We start from the raw sequence: 18,390 nt of genomic DNA on the forward strand, positions 1-18,390 counted from the left end.
TCTTGCGCCCGAAGAACCATGATTAGTACCGAACTCAAAACTCAGATCCAGGGCGCTTACTCGCGTTTTCTCGAATCCAAGAGCCTCAAGCCGCGTTACGGTCAGCGTCTGATGATCGCTGAAGTGGCCAAGGTGCTGGGCGATATCGACACCGACGAAGAAAACCACCGCAGTGGCGACCCGGCTGTGGTCGCCGTAGAAGCGGGCACCGGTACCGGCAAAACCGTGGCTTACTGCCTGGCCGCCATTCCTGTGGCCAAGGCCGCGGGCAAGCGCCTGGTGGTTGCCACGGCAACGGTCGCCCTGCAGGAGCAGATCGTCTACAAGGACCTCCCGGACCTGATGCGCAACAGCGGGCTGAACTTCAGCTTTGCCCTGGCCAAGGGCCGTGGCCGCTATATGTGCCTGTCCAAGCTCGACATGCTGCTGCAAGAGGGCCACGCGCAAACCGCGACGGCGCAGCTGTTCGAGGAAGAAGGCTTCAAGATCGAAGTCGATGAGGCCAGCCAGAAGCTGTTCACCAGCATGATCGAAAAGCTGGCCGGCAATAAGTGGGACGGCGACCGCGACAGCTGGCCCCAGGCCCTTGAAGACCAGGACTGGGCGCGCCTGACCACCGATCACAGCCAGTGCACCAACCGTCATTGCCCCAACTTCGGCCAGTGCGCTTTCTACAAGGCCCGGGAAGGCATGAGCAAGGTGGACGTGATCGTCACCAACCACGACATGGTGCTCGCCGACCTCGCGTTGGGGGGTGGCGCGGTATTGCCTGACCCCCGTGACACGGTCTATGTGTTTGACGAAGGCCATCACCTGCCGGACAAGGCCATTGGCCATTTTGCCCACTACACCCGTTTGCGCTCCACCGCCGACTGGCTGGAGCAAACCGCCAAGAACCTTACCAAACTGTTGGCCCAACACCCGTTGCCCGGCGACCTGGGGCGTTTGCTGGAGCAAGTGCCGGAGCTGGCCAAAGAAATCAAGGCCCAGCAACAGTTCATGTTCACTGCCTGCGAGCAGATCGCCGACTTTAAAGTCGGCGAAGAGCCCGAGGGTCGCGAGCGTCCGCGCCATCGCTTTATTGGCGGCCTGATTCCCGATCACATGCGTGAAATGGGCATCGAGTTGAAAAAAGGATTCTCGCGTCTGACCGACTTGTTCACCCGCCTGACCGAGATTCTCAAGGACGGCATGGATGGCGAGGTCAATATCGGCATCACCAGCAACCAGGCCGAGGAATGGTACCCGCTGTTTGGCAGCCTGCTGTCCCGGGCTCAGGGTAACTGGGAGCTATGGACCGCGTTCACCGTCGAGGACCCTGAAGACAACTCGCCCATGGCGCGCTGGCTGACCCTGGCGGAAAGCGGTTCGCTGTTTGATATCGAGGTCAACGCCAGCCCCATCCTGGCCGCCGAGATGCTGCGTCGCAACCTGTGGAACGTGGCCTATGGGGTACTCGTGACCTCCGCCACCCTGACAGCACTGGGCACCTTCGACCGTTTCCGCATGCGTGCCGGTCTGCCCAAAACAGCCGTGACAGCGGTGGTGCCCAGCCCTTTCCATCATGCTGATGCCGGTGTGTTGCGAGTGCCTGACCTCAAAGCCGACCCCCGTGACGCTACGGCTCATACGGCGGCGATCATTCGTGACTTGCCCGCGCTGGTCGAAGGCTCGCGGGGCACGCTGGTGCTGTTTTCATCACGCAAGCAGATGCAGGACGTATTCGACGGCCTGGAGCGCGACTGGCGCAAGCAAGTGTTTATCCAGGGTAACCTGTCCAAACAGGAAACCCTCAACAAGCACAAGGCGCGGGTCGATGGCGGGGACTCCAGTGTGTTGTTTGGCCTGGCCAGTTTTGCCGAAGGCGTGGATTTGCCTGGTGCCTACTGCGAGCACGTGGTGATCGCCAAAATACCGTTTTCGGTTCCCGATGATCCGGTCGAAGCGGCCCTGGCCGAGTGGATCGAGGCCCGGGGTGGCAACCCCTTCATGGAGATATCCGTGCCTGATGCCTCGCTCAAGCTGGTTCAGGCTTGCGGGCGTTTGCTGCGTACCGAACAGGATCGCGGCACCATCACCTTGCTGGACCGGCGCCTGGTCACCCAGCGCTATGGCAAGGCGATTCTGAATGCACTGCCGCCGTTCAGGCGCGAAATTTCTTAAGCGCGGGTCGGCGTTATCGTCGACTTTGCTGTCTATGCTTTGACTTTCAACACCTCACAGGCCGATTTTCGGCCGTTTGGGAGAACCAGATCCATATGATTCGCCGTTCGCTGTCTGCTGTTTTTGCGTTGCTGGTCACGACTCCGCTGTTGGCGGCGCCTGCTGGCCAACAAACCCTGTTCAATTTCGTTCGCCCTGCCGATGTGGTGCAAGTGGCGACTACGGATGCGATCTTGCCGCAATACAATGCGGAGCAAACAGCCGAAGGCGAAGTGCTGCGCCGCGTCACCTTCAACCCGGCCGTCGCGCCCAGCCTGCGTTTGACTCCGCAAACCGGGGTATGGGACTGGTCGCAGTCGGGGATGATGACCCTGCGCATCCAGAACGCCATGAACTGGGCACTTACGCTGGACGTGACCGTGCAAAGCAGCAACGGCAAAACCCTGACCAGCCGTGTCGACCTGCCTGCCGGCCCGGCGCAAACCCTGTTGTTGCCGCTAAAAGCCAATTCTCCCCACAGCCAGGGCATGCGCGCCGGCCCACCGATGCCGATGACGCTGGATGGCCAGCGCATTCTGCTGGCCAGTAGCCAGGGTGAAATCGATCTGAGCCAGGTGGTGTCGGTAAGTCTGTCGATTGCGCAACCGAACGTCGCGCAGAGCATTCTGCTGGAGCGCTTCGGCGTGCAGGACGGCACAGGCGTAATCAAGGCCGTGTACGGCGCGATCGTCGACGGCTACGGCCAGTCGACCCGCGCCAAATGGCCGGAGCGTGTTGCCAATGACGAACAGCTCAAGGCCGCCGCCGCAAAAGAACAGCAGCAACTCAAAGGCTGGCTGGCCGGGCGTGCCGATCAGGACAAGTACGGCGGCTGGCTGAAGGGCGCGGGGTTTGAGGCGACCGGGTTTTTCCGCACAGAAAAGCGCAATGGCCGCTGGAACCTGATCACCCCTGAAGGTCACCCGTTTTACTCGCTGGGCCTAAATGCCGTAACGGCCAACGACAGCCAGACCTATGTTGCCGGCCGTGAGTGGATGTTTACCGATTTGCCCCATGATGGCACTCCTCTGGCCAGTTTTTACGGCAAGGCGAACAACAACAGCGGCAACGCCTCGACCCAGGGCAGGGGCTTTGACGCCGGGCGCTGGTACAACTTTTATGCCGCCAACCTGCAGCGCATCTACGGTGAACCCTGCGTAACGGCTAAAACTGAACCGGATAGCGCACCGGTGAGCCCTTGTGCACCTCCAGCCTTTGATGCCAAGCGTTGGCAGGCCCGCACCCTGGATCGCCTGCAAGCCTGGGGTTTCAACACCATCGGCAACTGGAGCGACCCCGAACTGGGCCTCAACGATCGCGTGCCCTACACCCTGCCGCTGTCGATTGTGGGGGACTACACCAGCATCAGTACCGGCACCGACTGGTGGGGCGGCATGCCCGACCCGTTTGACCCGCGCTTTGCCATGGCCACCGAGCGCGCCGTGGCCATTGCCGCTCGCGATCATCGCGATGATCCCTGGTTGATCGGTTACTTTGCCGACAACGAACTGGCCTGGGCTGGTCCGGGTAATGACCCGAAATCCCGTTATGCATTGGCCCTGGGCACTTTGCGCATGACCACGGATGTACCCGCCAAGCGGGCCTTTCTCAAGCAGCTGCGTGACAAATACCGCAACCAGCAGGGTCTTTCCAAGGCCTGGGGTATTGAAATTCCGGCCTGGGAGCTGATGGAAGATCCCGGTTTTGAAGGGCCTTTGCCCAACACCGAGCACCCGCAAATCGAGGCGGATTATCAGTATTTCCAGAAAGTCTTTGCTGATACCTACTTCAAGACCATTTCCGACTCGCTCAAATGGCATGCTCCAAACCACTTGCTGCTTGGCGGACGGTTTGCCGTCAGTACGCCAGAGGCCGTGGCGTCCTGTGCCAAATACTGCGATGTACTGAGCTTCAACTTCTACACCCTGCAACCGCAAGACGGCTATGACTTCGGCAAACTGCGCGAACTGGACAAGCCGGTAATGATCACCGAGTTCAACTTCGGCTCCCGTGACCGTGGCCCGTTCTGGGGCGGCGTCACTGAAGTGGCCAACGAAGAAGCCCGTGGCCCGGCTTACAGCAAGTTCCTCAAACAGGCGGTGGCAGAACCGTCGATTGTTGGCGTGCACTGGTTCCAGTACCTGGACCAGCCGGTCACAGGCCGGTTGCTCGACGGCGAAAACGGCCACTTTGGCATGATCGGTATCACCGATTTGCCGTTTACCGGTTTTGTCGACAGCGTGCGCAAGGCCAATCTGCAGGCCCTTGGCCAGTTGGGCCAGGAGGCCGCCAAGGCCCAGGCCGAAGCCGAAAAAGCCGTCAAGGCGCCTGTGCATGCAACCGATGATGGTAGCGGCGGGCGCTCTGGCGCGGGGCATGCAGGTGGGCACTCGGGCAAGGGGCACTGATTTTCCCTGCCCGATGGGCGGCGATGTATTTCGTCGCCCAGTAGGGGTTTCTTCCTTTTCAATTCCCACTTTAAAACTAAGGTCTTGCATTCCAACTGAATGGAGACTTCGAAATGGAAGCGAAAGGGAAGTGTGCAAGTGGGTTCGAAGCCGTTCAGGAAGCCTTTGAGGCGATCTTCGATGATCCTCAGGAGCGAGGAGCCGGTGTTTGTGTGCAGGTGGGCGGCGAAACCGTTGTCGACTTATGGGCGGGTGTGGCGGATCTGGAGGGCGACCAGCCCTGGAACCACGACACATTGGTCAACACCTATTGTTGTATCAAACCCTTCACCGCCATCGCGGCACTGATGCTGGTGGAAGAGGGCAAGCTCGAGCTGGATCAGACGGTTGCCCACTATTGGCCGGAGTTTTCCCAGGGCGGCAAGGAGCGCATCACCTTGCGCCAGGTGTTGTGCCATACCTCAGGTATCCCGGCGCTGCGTTTGCCCAGCCGCACGCCCATTATGTACGACTGGGATGCAATGGCCGAAGTCGTCGCGGCAGAACCCTTGTGGTGGGAACCGGGAACCAGTGTCGGTTATGGCGCCACCACCTATGGCTGGATCCTTGGCGAGCTGGTTCGACGGGCCGATGGTCGCGACCCCTGTACCTTTATCCACGAGCGAATCTGCGAGCCCAACGACCTTGAAGTTCATATGGGCGTTGATGCCGAGCACTTTCACCGCATTGCCTTTTTCGAGCGCGCTGAAGGGCGAACGGGTGATAACTACGCCCAGGACTTGCGTGCCGTGATGGTCAGTGAGCCTGAGCATGTCGCGACCCTTGCATTTACCAATCCCGCCATGGGATCACGGCAAACGGCTGACCCGCGCTGGTGGGCCTATCGCCATCCCGGCGTAAATGCCCACGGTACCGCCCATGGCCTGGCCGGGTTTTACAGTGCGCTGCTGGGCGGGCGCCTGGTGGGGCCTGAGCTGCTCGCAGAGTTCACCCGCGAGCACAGTAACGATATGGACCGCACGCTGCTGCGGCCCATGCGTTATGGCCTGGGTTGCATGATGGAGCAGCCGGCGGACCCGGGAGCCTCCCATCGGATGGGGCCAAAGGCATTCGGGCATGTGGGGCTGGGCGGGCCAATCTCCTTTGCCGACCCTGAGCGGGAGGTGAGCTTCGGCTTTGTCACCACCACCATGGGCAGCCATGTGCTGATGGACCCGCGGGTGCAGAAGCTTGCGCCTTTGGTCTACGCCGCGCTGTAGACACACCCTAAGTAGCAGCTGCCGAAGGAACGAGGCTGCGTTCGGCGGCAAAGCCGTCGCGAAATCAGACCCTGCGGTATGTCAGTTATACCCGCAAGTCAGGTTTTACGACGGCTGCGCCGCCGGACGCAGCCTCGCTCCGCGAGTCAGCTGCTACGAGATTTTTGCCATGGGTGTTTTGCCTTTTTTCACAAAAAAAACACGCCCTTGCTGATACTTTGCCCGCCGACTCAACAGCGCACAAAAATTGTGTGCTCAGAGCGCTTTGCTCTGTTTCAAAATCTTACTGGTGCTGGAACAATGCACGCCTTGTAGAGCCATGCTTGATCCAGGAGGTCCGGGTGCAGATTCAGGGTTTTCACGACCTTAACTTCGAAGCAGTACGCGAGGCGTTTGCCGATCTTTTCAATGATCCGCAAGAGCGCGGCGCGGCGTTGTGCATCCAGATCGGTGGCGAAACCGTTCTCGACCTGTGGGCCGGTACCGCTGACAAGGACGGCGAGCAGCCGTGGCACACAGACACCATTGCCAATCTGTTTTCGTGCACTAAACCTTTTACCGCTGTCACGGCGTTGCAACTGGTCGAAGAGGGCAAGCTGGAGCTGGATGTGCCAGTGGCCCGCTATTGGCCCGAGTTCGCTGCTGCCGGCAAAGAGTCCATCACGTTGCGTCAGCTCCTGAGCCATCGCGCGGGTTTGCCGGCCTTGCGCGAATTGATGCCGGCCGAGGCGCTGTATGAATGGCAAACCATGGTCGATGCACTGACCGCCGAAACCCCCTGGTGGACGCCGGGCGAAGGGCACGGCTATGCCGCGATCACCTATGGCTGGCTGGTGGGCGAGCTGATTCGCCGCGCCGATGGCCGCAGTGCGGGCCAGTCAATCATGGCGCGGACGGCCAGGCCGCTGGGGCTGGACTTCCATGTCGGGCTGGGTGACGAAGAGTTTTACCGGGTGGCTCATGTTGCCCGCAGCAAGGGCAATATGGGGGATGCGGCTGCGCAGCGCCTGTTGAAGGCCATGATGAATGAGCCTTCATCCATGAGTACGCGGTCATTCACCAATCCACCGTCTATTATGACAAGTACCAACAAACCCGAATGGCGCCGAATGGAGCAGCCAGCGGCCAATGGGCATGGTAATGCCCGTAGCCTGGCCGGTTTTTATAGCGGTTTGCTGGACGGCAGCCTGCTTGAAGCCGAAATGCTGGAGCAACTGACCCGCGAGCACAGCGTCGGCGAGGATAAAACCTTGCGCACGCAAACCCGATTTGGGCTGGGGTGCATGCTGGATCAGCCAACCGTGCCCAACGCGACGTTTGGCCTTGGGCCAAAAGCTTTCGGTCATCCTGGGGCTGGGGGGTCGACCGGCTTTGCCGACCCGGATCGTGAGGTGGCCTTTGGATTTGTGACCAATACCCTTGGGCCCAATATATTGATGGATCCCAGGGCGCAAAAACTGGTTAGAGTACTGGCTGAGTGCCTGTAAGCAGGATTTGTAGGCCACAGGTCGGAACTCGGTAGCTTTTCTGTTTTCAATACGTTTTTTATAGTGGGCTTAGTGCCTCTTTAATTCTTAATTCATTGTGTGGATATTCAATGTCATCTAATAAGACCCTCGCTCTGGCTCTTTGCCTGGCTATTACCGGTTGCGCACAAACTCCACAGAATGACGCCGAAGGTGGCCACAAATGGTGGCAGTTGGGCTCGTCCGACCAGGCGTCGACTCCTGCGGATAAAACTGCAACTGTTGCGGCCAAGCCAGCAGACAGCAAAACAACGCCACCGGTAACCAAAACTGCCACCGCCCCAGCGGTCGCAGCCAAAGACAGCGGTTCCAGCTGGTGGCCTTTTGGCTCTGACTCGGCGAAAAAAGACACCCCGGTTGAAAAGGACAAAAAAGTAGCCGTCACCGCCGCGCCTGCCTCTGCAGCAGCCTCTTCGAAAAACTGGTGGTGGCCGTTTGATAGCGATGCCAAAGACGCCAAAACTTCGCCGGTTGGCGTGATCCCGATGCCGGATCCGAAAATTACCCAGGCCTGGCTGGACGAATATGAGCCTCGTCTGCGTACTGCAATCAAGGACACCAACCTGCAACTGGAGCGTCGCGAGAATCTGCTGATTATCGTGGCTTCAGCTGACAGTTCGTTCAAGGCCACCCGCCCGGACTTGCTGATGCCGTCCATGCTTGGCCCGTTTACCCGAGTGGCCAAAGTGGTTGAAGGCGACCCAAAAACCGCCGTGCTGGTGCTGGGGCATGCCGATTCTTCGGGCGCAATGGCGGCCAATACCCGTCTGAGCCTGGACCGTGCCAAATCGGTGGCAGCGATCTTCCGTATGAGCGGTTTGCAAGGTAACCGCCTGACCTTGCGTGGCATGGGTTCGGTGATGCCTCGCGCAGCCAACGACAGCAACGAAGGACGCGCCCTGAACCGTCGGGTTGAAATCCTGATGACCCCGCAAGCCACCATGGTTGCCCTGGTCAGCAAATACAGCCAGCCAGTCCTCACCCCGGCCGAGCTGGTTGCGGTGCAGCCAGCTGTTGCTCCTTCTGTGGCCAAAAAGAATGCAGCACCGGCCAAGAAAGGCGTCGTAGCCAAAAAGGCTGCACCGGCCAAAAAAGCGGCCAAGCCAGCGCCAGCCAAAAAGCCGGTTGTCGCTAAAGCCAAAGCTGTTGCGGACAAGAAAGTTGCCGCCAACGATCAGGCCAAGAACTGACTGATTCAAGGAAGGATGGGGGCATGACTCAAGCACTGGCGGATATGCGACGTGACTACACCCGTGACGGGCTGGCCGAGGCTCAGGCCCCGGCCGAGCCTTTCGCGCTGTTTCATCAGTGGTTCGGCGATGCGGTGAAAACCGAGCAGCCACCGGTCGAGGCCAATGCCATGACCCTGGCCACGGTGGACGCCCGCGGGCGGCCGCATTGTCGGGTGTTGTTGCTCAAGGGGCTGGATGAACAGGGTTTTACCTTTTTCACCAACTACACCAGTGCCAAGGGCCAGCAGTTGGCCGAGCGCCCGTTCGCGGCCATGACCTTTTTCTGGCCAACCCTCGAGCGTCAGGTACGCATCGAGGGTCAGGTGGTCAAGGTCACTGCGCAAGAATCCGATGCCTACTATCAGGTTCGCCCCCTGGGCAGCCGGATCGGGGCCTGGGCCTCGCCGCAAAGCCAGGTGATTGCTGATCGCGATGAACTGGTCGAGCTGCTCAAAGCCACCGAGGCGCGCTTCAGTGACAGCCAGCCCCATTGCCCCGAGCACTGGGGCGGTTATCGCTTGCTGCCCGAGCGCATCGAGTTCTGGCAGGGGCGCCCGAGTCGCCTGCACGATCGCCTCAACTATCGGCGTGAGGGGGCAGACTGGGTGCGTGAGCGCCTGGCACCCTGAAGGCACCCTCTACAGCAAGGCGCGCAATGCAAACCGGCTATTTCGCGCTACTCTTTGCGAAGTCTTGTGTGGGCAAACAGCGCTATTGTTACTGTACAGACGCTGAATAAAGCCCTTTTATCCGCCCTGTGCCGTGACAGGTTACCGGCTGCGGAGTTTAATGAATCCCTGTTATTTTGGAGTTGATCCCATGCGTAAGTCCGTTCTGTTGGTTGCAGCATTCTCTACCATGACTGTTTTGTTGGGCGGCTGCACATCGAGCTTGACCGGCGACACCTACTCGCGCGACGAAGCCCGACGTGTACAGACCGTTCGTATGGGCACCATCGTTGCCCTGCGTCCTGTGCAAATTGAAGGCACCAAGACCCCGATCGGCGCTGCGACTGGCGCTATCGTGGGTGGTGTAGGCGGCAGCGCCATCGGTGGCGGTCGTGGCAGCATCGTCACCGCAGTGATCGGCGCCGTGGCCGGTGGTTTGCTGGGCTCGGCAGCCGAGTCGGGCCTGACCAAGACCCAGGGTGTGGAAATCACCGTGCGTGAAGACGACGGCAGCACCCGTGCTTATGTTCAGCAGGTTGAGCCTAACCAGGTATTCCGTACCGGTGAGCGCGTGCGCATCATGACCGTTGACGGTACCAGCCGCGTTACCCAGTAAAACAGGCGACAGCGTAAAAACAAAACCCCGGCCAGTGCTAACTGGCCGGGGTTTTTTATGGCTGTAAAGCAGCTCAGGACGAGTGCTTGAATGCCTGCTCGGCCCCAGACAGCGTTATGGCGATATGGTCCAGCAAGCGTTCTGCCGTGTACTTGGGCATACAGCTGAAGGCCATCACCACCGCCAGCCCCAGTGTCAGGGCAGGTCGAGGGACGTGACTGACGTTGTACTGCCTGAGGCTGAACACAAATACGCAGGCGGCGACCGAGCCTATCAGCGCTCCGGCGATGGCTTCCGGCAAAGGGTGGATGGTGAGGGCGACGTAATTGATGGCGAACCACCAGGTCGCCAGCAACCCGACCCCGAGTGCAGGCCAGCGCAAGCGCTGATCAAGCTGTTGGCACAGCAGGTTGAGCAACACGGTGAAGACCAGGCAAGCATTCATGGCGTGGCCGCTGAATACGGCAATGCCCAGGTCATGCAGGCCAACGCCCCAGCCCTTGAACAGGATCTTGCTGACGCCCACCACCAGGTAGGCAGTTACCAGCACGCCCAACCACAGCAAAGCGATTTTTCTGGATGCGCCCAGCCATAACCAGGCAGCAATCACCAGCGCTGCCGGGAACATCACGGTGATGCCGGCGTATTGCACAATCTGCATTTTATCGACCACGTTTCTCTCTTTTGGTTGTTCACTCAGGCGGGCTGTGTCTCTGTGAGAGCCCGCCTGAGTGAGCAACATCAGGGTTACGCCACCGGCTGTTTACGGCTAAAGAACAGCGTAACACCATAGCCGATCAGTGCTGCGAGGATCGAGCCGGTAAGGATGCCCATACGGTCCATGCCTACATAATCGCTGCCTGCAACGAACGCCAGTGAGCCCACAAACAGACTCATGGTGAAGCCGATGCCGCACAGGATGGCCACGCCAAACACCTGGCCCCAGTTGGCGCCTGCCGGCAGCGCGGCCATGCCGGTCTTGATGGCGATCCAGGTCAGGCCGAACACGCCAAGGGTTTTGCCAATCAGCAAGCCTGCGGCAATGCCCATAGGCACATGGCTGACAAAACTGTGCAGGCTGACACCCGCCAGTGATACACCCGCATTGGCGAAGGCAAACAACGGCAGAATCGCGTAAGCCACCCAGGGATGCAGGGCATGCTCGATGCTCATCAGCGGTGAAGTTTCTGAGTTTTTGGTGCGCAGCGGAATGCAGAACGCCAGCGTTACACCTGCCAATGTGGCATGCACACCGCTTTTGAGTACGCACACCCAGAGGATCAGGCCGACGATCATATAAGGTGCGACCTTGATCACTCCCATGCGGTTCATGGCAATCAGCGCGATCAGGCATGCCGCCGCCAGCAGCAGGGACACACCCGACAACTCGCTGGAGTAGAACACCGCAATCACGATGATTGCCCCCAGGTCATCGATGATCGCCAGGGTCATCAGGAACAGCTTCAGCGACACCGGTACACGCTTGCCGAGCAGGGCCAGCACGCCGAGGGCGAAGGCGATGTCGGTGGCCATGGGGATGGCCCAGCCGCCGAGAGCGTCCGGGTAATCCTTGTTGATGAACCAGTAGATCAGCGCCGGTACCACCATGCCGCCGATTGCCGCCGCGCCGGGCAGCACCACCTGTGAGGGTTTGGACAGCTGGCCTTCAAGCAGTTCGCGTTTGACCTCAAGGCCGATCAGCAGAAAAAACAAGGCCATCAGGCCATCGTTGATCCACAGCAGCGACGGTTTGGCAATTTGCAGGGCGCCGATTTGCACCGCTACCGGCACGTCCAGGAAGGCCGTGTAGTAATGGGAAAGCGGTGAGTTATTGACGATCAGAGCCAGAGCGGCCGCGGCAATCAACAGCAGACCGCTGGCAGCTTCCAACTGAAAGAACCGAGTGAAAGTGCTACGCAGAGGCAAGGTCGCTCTCCATCAATTAGGTAATAAGGTGCGACACCCTAACCTGTGGGGTTAGTGGTTAAAACAAAAACTATATTCTTTTTTGTTATAAGCAACGGCGTGCTCACACACCGCTCAAGAGCCTAGCAGTTGTGTGTCAAATTGAGTCTGATTTGTGCCTGTGAAGGCTGTAGGAAATAGACCAGCTTTGCTGGTTTTTCAGCAAGGATCCCGCCTGAAGAAGGAGAAGGCGGTGGCTGTGTGGGAGCGGGCTTGCTCGCGATACAGGCGCTACGGTCTGCCTGGCAAACCGTGGTGAATGCATCGCGAGCAAGCCCGCTCCTACATGTCAGGGCTGCAGCCCCTACCGAGTCAAAACCTAGGCTTCGATACCCAGAATGTCGCGCGCTACAGCTTCGGCAATACGGATACCGTCGACACCTGCCGACAGAATCCCGCCAGCGTAGCCAGCGCCTTCGCCTGCCGGGAACAAGCCCTTGACGTTAAGGCTCTGCATCGACGCATCACGGGTCATGCGCAGCGGCGACGAGGTACGGGTTTCGATGCCGGTGAGAATGGCATCATGCATCGAGAAGCCCTTGATCTGCTTCTCGAACGCCGGCAGTGCTTCACGGATGGCTTCAATGGCGAAGTCCGGCAGGGCCAGGGCCAAGTCACCCAAAGACACACCCGGCTTATAGGATGGCTCGACGCTGCCCAGGGCCGTGGACGGTTTGCCCGCAATAAAGTCGCCCACCAGTTGCGCCGGGGCTTCATAGTTGCTGCCGCCCAGCACATAGGCGTGGGATTCGAGGCGTTCTTGCAGCTCGATGCCGGCCAACGGACCACCCGGGTAGTCTTCAGGCGTAATGCCGACCACGATGCCCGAGTTGGCATTGCGTTCGTTACGCGAATACTGGCTCATGCCGTTGGTCACAACACGGCCCGGTTCGCTGGTTGCCGCAACCACGGTGCCACCCGGGCACATGCAGAAGCTGTACACCGAGCGACCGTTTTTGGCGTGGTGCACCAGTTTGTAATCGGCAGCGCCCAGCTTCGGGTGGCCGGCATACTTGCCCAGGCGCGCACTGTCGATCAGCGACTGCGGGTGCTCGATACGGAAACCTACCGAGAACGGCTTGGCTTCCATATACACGCCACGATCATGGAGCATGCGGAAGGTGTCCCGGGCGCTATGGCCCAGCGCCATGATCACGTGGCGAGCATTCAGTTGCTCGCCATCTGCCAGGATCACACCGGTCAGTTGACCGTTGTCGATCAGCACATCAGTCACGCGTTGTTGAAAACGCACTTCGCCGCCCAGCGCGATGATCTGCTGGCGCATATTTTCGACCACACCGGTCAGGCGGAACGTACCGATATGCGGCTTGCTGACATAGAGGATCTCGTCCGGCGCGCCGGCCTTGACGAACTCGTGCAGCACCTTGCGGCCGTGGTGTTTCGGGTCCTTGATCTGGCTGTAGAGCTTGCCGTCCGAGAACGTACCGGCACCGCCTTCGCCAAACTGCACATTGGACTCGGGGTTGAGTACGTTTTTACGCCACAGGCCCCAGGTGTCCTTGGTGCGCTGGCGCACTTCGGTACCACGTTCAAGAATGATCGGCTTGAAACCCATTTGTGCCAGCAGCAGCCCGGCGAAAATACCGCAGGGGCCGAAGCCGACCACAATCGGACGCTCGGTCAAGTCCTGGGGTGCCTGGCCGACGACCTTGTAACTGACGTCCGGCGCTGGATTGACGTTACGATCGTCGGCGAACTTGAGCAGCAGCGGCGCTTCATCGCGCACACTCACATCGATGGTGTAGATGAAGCACAGTTCGGACGATTTTTTACGCGCATCGTAGCTGCGCTTGAACAAGGTGAAATCGACCAGGTCATCACTTTCGATGCCCAGGCGCTGCAGGATGGCAGGGCGCAGGTCTTCATCGGGATGGTCGATCGGCAGCTTGAGTTCGGTGATTCGTAACATTGACAGTGTCCAGTATCGGGGGCCAGGTAAACCCTGGCAGAACCGCTAATTGTAAGCTGCTTCGGGGCAATATGCGGCAACAGTTATCGGTTAGTCGTTACGGGCGCCACCAAAATAGCCGCAGCCGCGCTGGACTTGACCGTTGATCCGTAGCTCGGCGCTCAGATGTTGCACGCTGCCATTGGCACTGTCGGTGCAGCGTTGTGGGGCCACCCACAGCTCGATGCGCTGATTGTTGGCCTCGGTGGACAGGGAGAAGCGGCCATCGCCGACCTGTTCTTCAACGTAGGGCAGCGCCAGGTCGGGCTGGCCTTCGCGCTTGAGCACCATGCCCTTGCCCCCGGCTTGCACTTCCCAGGCCGGGCCATTGCCGTTGGCGTGCACGGTCACCTGCTTGAAGTTGGGATCCTGGCAGGCGCTGTTGCTGCGCTCCAGGCGGTAGAGTTGCTGCAGCTCGACTTCACCGTCTGTACCGGCTGTTGTGCTGGCGCTAAAACGGCCGCGGATATCGGCGAACAACTTGCCCGGTTTATTGGGCATGTAGGTCGCGTCCTGCACCAGCGTGGTGTCGGCGCTGTCACGAACTACATAGCGCTGTTGGCCGACGCAGGGTTGAAACACCAATTGACCATTGGCCGATACCAGCTCGCCCTGCAGGCGGGTTTGACCTGCGGTGGTGTCGGCAGGTGTGCTGCTGAACATCTGGCAACCGGCAAACACGGGCAGCAAGGCGAACAAAGCTAAGGAACGGGCAAAACGCATCATGGGCACTCCTGAAGGGTGTCGCCACGTTACTCAGCCTAGCGATGCATCACAAGTGATTCAACCTACGGTGAATGTCTGCCCGGTTTGCAAGCCTTCCACGCTTTTGGCGTAAGCCAGGGCCACATCGGCGCCCGATACAGGCTTGAAGCCGCGAAAGTACGGGGCGTATTTGTCCATCGCTTCTTCCAGGACCGTAGGGCTCACCGAGTTGACCCGCAGGCCCCGTGGCAACTCAATGGCGGCTGCTTTTACAAAACCGTCAAGTGCCGCGTTGACCAGCGCCGCCGAACTGCCGGTACGGATCGGCTCGCGGTTGATAACGCCGCTGGTGAAGGTGAACGAGGCCCCATCGTTGGCAAACTCGCGGCCAATCAGCAGCAGATTGACCTGGCCCATCAACTTGTCCTGCAAACCGAGGGCGAAGTCGCTTTCGCTCATGTCAGCCAGTGCGGCGAACGTGACGTTACCGGCGGCACAGATCAGCGCATCGAAGCGCCCGGTTTGCGCGAAGAGTTGGCGGATTGATTCACTGTCGCTGATATCGACCTGATAATCCCCGCTTTTTCGACCAATTTCTACGATCTCATGGCGCGGTGACAACTCGCGGCGAATGGCTGAACCGATGGTGCCGTGAGCGCCTATCAAGAGGATTTTCATGTTGTGTGCCTTTGTGGATGACGTGAGTGCTCAGTCTAGTGGTGCTTTTTAAGTGGGATAAGCGCACTAATAGGCAACCTTTGGTTTTCATATGGAAACAATCCATGAGTGAAATGGATGATCTGGCTGCGTTCGCGGTCTTGATCGACGCTGGCAGTTTTACCTTGGCCGCCCAGCAACTGGGCTGCAGCAAGGGGCAGCTGTCCAAGCGTATCAGCCAGCTTGAGGCGCAGTTTTCGGTGGTGTTGCTGCATCGCACCACCCGGCGCTTGAGCCTTACGGCGGCTGGCGCGGCGCTACTGCCACAAGCCCAGGCGCTGGTGGTGCAAGTGGAGCGGGCACGTCAGGCACTTGCCCGGCTAAAGGATGATGTTGCAGGCCCGGTACGCATGACCGTGCCCGTATCCCTGGGCGAGACTTTCTTTGATTCGCTGTTGCTGGAGTTTTCCCGCGAATACCCGCAGGTGCAGATCGAGCTGGAGCTCAACAACAGCTATCGCGATATGGTGCGGGAAGGGTTTGATCTGGCGATACGCTCGCAGGTTGCCAGCCATGAACGGCTGGTGGCCAAGCAGGTGCTTAACTGGCACGAGATCACCTGCGCCAGCCCTGCCTATCTTGAGCAATACGGCGAGCCGGTTACGCCGCAAGAACTGGTCGAGCACCGCTGTCTGCTTAACAGCCACTACAGCGGTCGCGAGGAGTGGCACTACCACCGCCAGCATGAACTGCAACGAGTGCGGGTCTCGGGGTCATTTGCCAGCAATCACTACAGTCTGCTGAAAAAAGCGGCCGTGATCGGTGCCGGCATCGCCCGCTTGCCCTCGTACATGCTTGGCTGCGAGTTGGCTGATGGGCGCCTGCGCGGCTTGTTGCGTGACTATCAAACGCGCAGCAACCCCATGTATCTGGTTCACCCTTATCAAGGCGGTTTGCCCAGGCGCACTCAGGTATTGGCGGATTTCCTGGTGGGCTGGTTCCAGAGTAATGGTGAGGCCATTGACCTGCTTTAACGAAAACGCTGTGCAATCAGATGATCAATCGACAGCGCACCCGGGCCCTTGGCCATCAAGTACAACAAGACCGCGATCCAGGTGCCGTGAGTCGGGTAGGCATCAGGGTATACGAACAGCTGGATGGTCATGCTCATGGCCAGCAGTGCCAGCGCCGAGAACCGGGTGGCCAAGCCCAGCAGGATCAGCACCGGGAAAACATGCTCGCTGAAGGCGGCAGCGTGAGCAGCCACCTCGGGGGAGAGTAGCGGGACTTTGTATTCCGTACTGAACAAGTACAGCGCAGAGTCAGACAGATGCGGCATACCGAGTTGAAAGGTGCCTTCAACCAGATCGATTGCCAAACCTTCAACCTTGGTCTGGCCTGATTTCCAGAACACCGCCGCAATGGAAAAGCGTGCGACAAAGGCGATCAGTGTGTCGGGTATGCAGCGCAACAGCCCGATTGCGCCTCCGATCCAGCGCTGTAGCAGGCCGGGGCTTATTGTTTGAGTATTCATGGCGAGGCCTCGAGGGCGGGTTGTAAGCCGGTGATGGTGTTATTGCTAATCAACAGCGCCAGGGCCTGGCCCAGGTTAAAGTCTGGGTCGGCTTCCAGGGCATGGGCCGCGGCCAACCCCAGGGCATTCCCCGCTTTGAGCAAGTGCACAAATACTGCGCACCCTGAGCTGACCGTGAATACCTCCACGCGCAATTCATTGCGTATTACCAGGACGCTTTGTGGTTGGCGCGTGTCCAGTCCCTGTATCTGTCCCTGGCGTTGGTGCGCCGCCCACAAGGACGCGATGGCGTAGGGTGAATGCAGCGATGCGACACCGGGGTGCAGTTGCAGGTGTAAATGGGGCAGCCCCTCGGGGCTGTTGAGCGCCTGAGCCAGCAGCCCGGGGTTTACGGCGCACACGTCTGCGGCGTGAAAGGCCTGCACACACAAACGCTCAAGGCGAGCCACGTCCGCCAGGTAGGGCACGCTTCTGGCGGGTGCAAAGGCATTGATAAAACCGGCGAACTGGCTGCCATAGGCGCTCATGACCGGGCTGTCGGGTGGGTGTTTTTGAATAAATATCTGCGCCATGGCCTGAAAAAAGGCCTCACCCACCAATTGCGCAACAACGGGATAGCTGGTGGCCAGCGCGTTGATCAGTCCGCTTTGCACATTGTTGCGATATACCGCGAAACGGCGGTCAAGGTCGCCGTTGTAGCAGGCAATGCCTGTGGGGGCGGGCGTGTGTGGATTGAGCAATGCTGCACTGAATGTATCTTGTAGTTTCATGGCTGCACCTGTGCGCTGAACAGGTAGCGGTCAGCCAAGCGGGCTTCCTGAAGCAGTTCGGTGAGAGGGGGCAGATGATTGTCGCGTTCGATCAGGGTGGCCATCGGGCCAATTCGGTCCAGTACTTGCTGGTACAGCGCCCATACCGCTTGATCGACAGGTGCGCCGTGGTTATCGATCAGCAAGCGTTGCCCCAGGCTGTCTGCTTCTTCAGCAAAACCCGCCAGATGAACCTCACCTACGGCCTGAAGGGGCAAGGCATCGAGATAGACAACAGGATCGCGGGCGTGGTTGATGCATGACACATACACATTGTTTACATCCAGCAAAAGGCCACAGCCGGTACGGCTTATGACTTCCTGAATAAAACCGGCTTCGTCGAATTGGGCCTCGTCGAACTCGATATAGGTAGCGGGGTTTTCCAGCAGTATCTGGCGCTTCAACACATCCTGTGCCTGGTCCATATGCGCGCATACCCGGTGCAGCGTGGCGGTGTCATAGCGCAAAGGCAGCAGATCATTGAGGAATAATGGCCCGTGGGAGGACCATGCCAGATGTTCGGAAAACATCTGCGGCTGGTAACGCTCGAGCAATAGGCTCAGGCGGCGCAAGTGTTCGGTATTGAGCGGGCTTTCGCCGCCAATCGACAGGCCAATGCCATGAATTGACAGCGGGTAATGTTCGCGGATCAAGCTCAGGTAATGGTGGAAAGGGCCGCCAGCTACCATGAAGTTCTCGGCATGCACTTCAAAGAACCCGATGTCTGGGCGGCTCGCAAGTACATCCACAAAGTGCTCGGCCTTGAGCCCCAGCCCCGCACGAGGCGGGAGCCGGGGCGCACGAGGCGCGATAAGCGAAGCAAGCGGGCTGTGCATTATC

At 59.4% G+C, this 18,390-nt stretch carries 16 protein-coding genes; 8 read left to right on the forward strand and 8 right to left on the reverse strand.

Features of this window, described 5'->3' with window-relative positions:
• The first annotated feature begins 18 nt into the window (after window positions 1-18).
• The 7 genes from dinG to V6L81_RS08660 all read left to right on the forward strand — a co-directional run bounded on the left by dinG (window position 19) and on the right by V6L81_RS08660 (window position 9,911).
• Window positions 19-2,163, forward strand: coding sequence for an ATP-dependent DNA helicase DinG (gene dinG / locus V6L81_RS08630; RefSeq protein ID WP_338660619.1), 2,145 nt, complete (start codon window positions 19-21; stop codon window positions 2,161-2,163).
• A 95-nt stretch (window positions 2,164-2,258) separates the two neighbouring features.
• On the forward strand, window positions 2,259-4,610 hold the full coding sequence (locus tag V6L81_RS08635) for a beta-galactosidase (RefSeq protein ID WP_095025903.1): 2,352 nt from the start codon (window positions 2,259-2,261) through the stop codon (window positions 4,608-4,610).
• 113 nt (window positions 4,611-4,723) lie between these two features.
• The gene (locus V6L81_RS08640; RefSeq protein WP_095027022.1) at window positions 4,724-5,869 is read left to right on the forward strand and encodes a serine hydrolase domain-containing protein; all 1,146 of its coding nucleotides are present in this window, start codon (window positions 4,724-4,726) and stop codon (window positions 5,867-5,869) included.
• A 341-nt stretch (window positions 5,870-6,210) separates the two neighbouring features.
• The gene (locus tag V6L81_RS08645; RefSeq protein WP_338660683.1) at window positions 6,211-7,356 is read left to right on the forward strand and encodes a serine hydrolase domain-containing protein; all 1,146 of its coding nucleotides are present in this window, start codon (window positions 6,211-6,213) and stop codon (window positions 7,354-7,356) included.
• A 110-nt stretch (window positions 7,357-7,466) separates the two neighbouring features.
• Window positions 7,467-8,585, forward strand: coding sequence for an OmpA family protein (locus tag V6L81_RS08650; protein ID WP_095002979.1), 1,119 nt, complete (start codon window positions 7,467-7,469; stop codon window positions 8,583-8,585).
• 23 nt (window positions 8,586-8,608) lie between these two features.
• A complete protein-coding gene (pdxH, locus tag V6L81_RS08655) occupies window positions 8,609-9,256 on the forward strand; it encodes a pyridoxamine 5'-phosphate oxidase (RefSeq protein ID WP_095002980.1) in 648 nt (215 codons plus the stop codon).
• 190 nt (window positions 9,257-9,446) lie between these two features.
• Window positions 9,447-9,911, forward strand: a complete 465-nt coding sequence (locus tag V6L81_RS08660; protein ID WP_095002981.1) for a glycine zipper 2TM domain-containing protein — start codon at window positions 9,447-9,449, stop codon at window positions 9,909-9,911.
• A gap of 73 nt (window positions 9,912-9,984) precedes the next feature.
• Here V6L81_RS08660 and V6L81_RS08665 read toward each other — a convergent pair whose 3' ends face one another.
• The 5 genes from V6L81_RS08665 to V6L81_RS08685 all read right to left on the reverse strand — a co-directional run bounded on the left by V6L81_RS08665 (window position 9,985) and on the right by V6L81_RS08685 (window position 15,228).
• Window positions 9,985-10,584: a hypothetical protein gene (locus tag V6L81_RS08665; RefSeq protein WP_095002982.1), complete on the reverse strand. Its 600-nt coding sequence runs from the start codon at window positions 10,582-10,584 to the stop codon at window positions 9,985-9,987.
• A 74-nt stretch (window positions 10,585-10,658) separates the two neighbouring features.
• A complete protein-coding gene (gene nhaA / locus V6L81_RS08670) occupies window positions 10,659-11,837 on the reverse strand; it encodes a Na+/H+ antiporter NhaA (RefSeq protein WP_095002983.1) in 1,179 nt (392 codons plus the stop codon).
• Between the two features lie 358 nt (window positions 11,838-12,195).
• Window positions 12,196-13,806, reverse strand: coding sequence for an NAD(P)/FAD-dependent oxidoreductase (locus V6L81_RS08675; RefSeq protein ID WP_095002984.1), 1,611 nt, complete (start codon window positions 13,804-13,806; stop codon window positions 12,196-12,198).
• Window positions 13,807-13,896: 90 nt separating this feature from the next.
• A complete protein-coding gene (locus tag V6L81_RS08680; protein WP_169916891.1) occupies window positions 13,897-14,568 on the reverse strand; it encodes a COG3650 family protein in 672 nt (223 codons plus the stop codon).
• Between the two features lie 60 nt (window positions 14,569-14,628).
• Window positions 14,629-15,228 (reverse strand): short chain dehydrogenase, encoded by a 600-nt coding sequence (locus V6L81_RS08685; protein WP_095002986.1) that lies wholly within the window; start codon window positions 15,226-15,228, stop codon window positions 14,629-14,631.
• Between the two features lie 104 nt (window positions 15,229-15,332).
• Between V6L81_RS08685 and V6L81_RS08690 the strand changes: the two genes are divergently transcribed.
• Window positions 15,333-16,241, forward strand: a complete 909-nt coding sequence (locus V6L81_RS08690; protein WP_095002987.1) for a LysR family transcriptional regulator — start codon at window positions 15,333-15,335, stop codon at window positions 16,239-16,241.
• Here V6L81_RS08690 and V6L81_RS08695 read toward each other — a convergent pair.
• Genes V6L81_RS08695 through V6L81_RS08705 form a run of 3 tightly spaced genes read right to left on the reverse strand, consistent with a single transcriptional unit; the run spans window position 16,238 to window position 18,386 of the window.
• Window positions 16,238-16,741 (reverse strand): DoxX family protein, encoded by a 504-nt coding sequence (locus tag V6L81_RS08695; protein ID WP_095024422.1) that lies wholly within the window; start codon window positions 16,739-16,741, stop codon window positions 16,238-16,240. The two genes, V6L81_RS08690 and V6L81_RS08695, sit on opposite strands and share 4 nt — an antisense overlap.
• Window positions 16,738-17,511, reverse strand: coding sequence for a DUF2063 domain-containing protein (locus tag V6L81_RS08700; RefSeq protein ID WP_130871912.1), 774 nt, complete (start codon window positions 17,509-17,511; stop codon window positions 16,738-16,740). Before V6L81_RS08700 ends, V6L81_RS08695 begins: the two co-directional genes overlap by 4 nt.
• Entirely contained in the window at window positions 17,508-18,386 is an 879-nt protein-coding gene (locus V6L81_RS08705; protein ID WP_338660620.1) for a DUF692 domain-containing protein, read from the reverse strand. Before V6L81_RS08705 ends, V6L81_RS08700 begins: the two co-directional genes overlap by 4 nt.
• Window positions 18,387-18,390: the final 4 nt, after the last annotated feature.

The organism is Pseudomonas bubulae (genome assembly GCF_037023725.1).
Classification (GTDB): Bacteria; Pseudomonadota; Gammaproteobacteria; order Pseudomonadales; family Pseudomonadaceae; genus Aquipseudomonas; species Aquipseudomonas bubulae.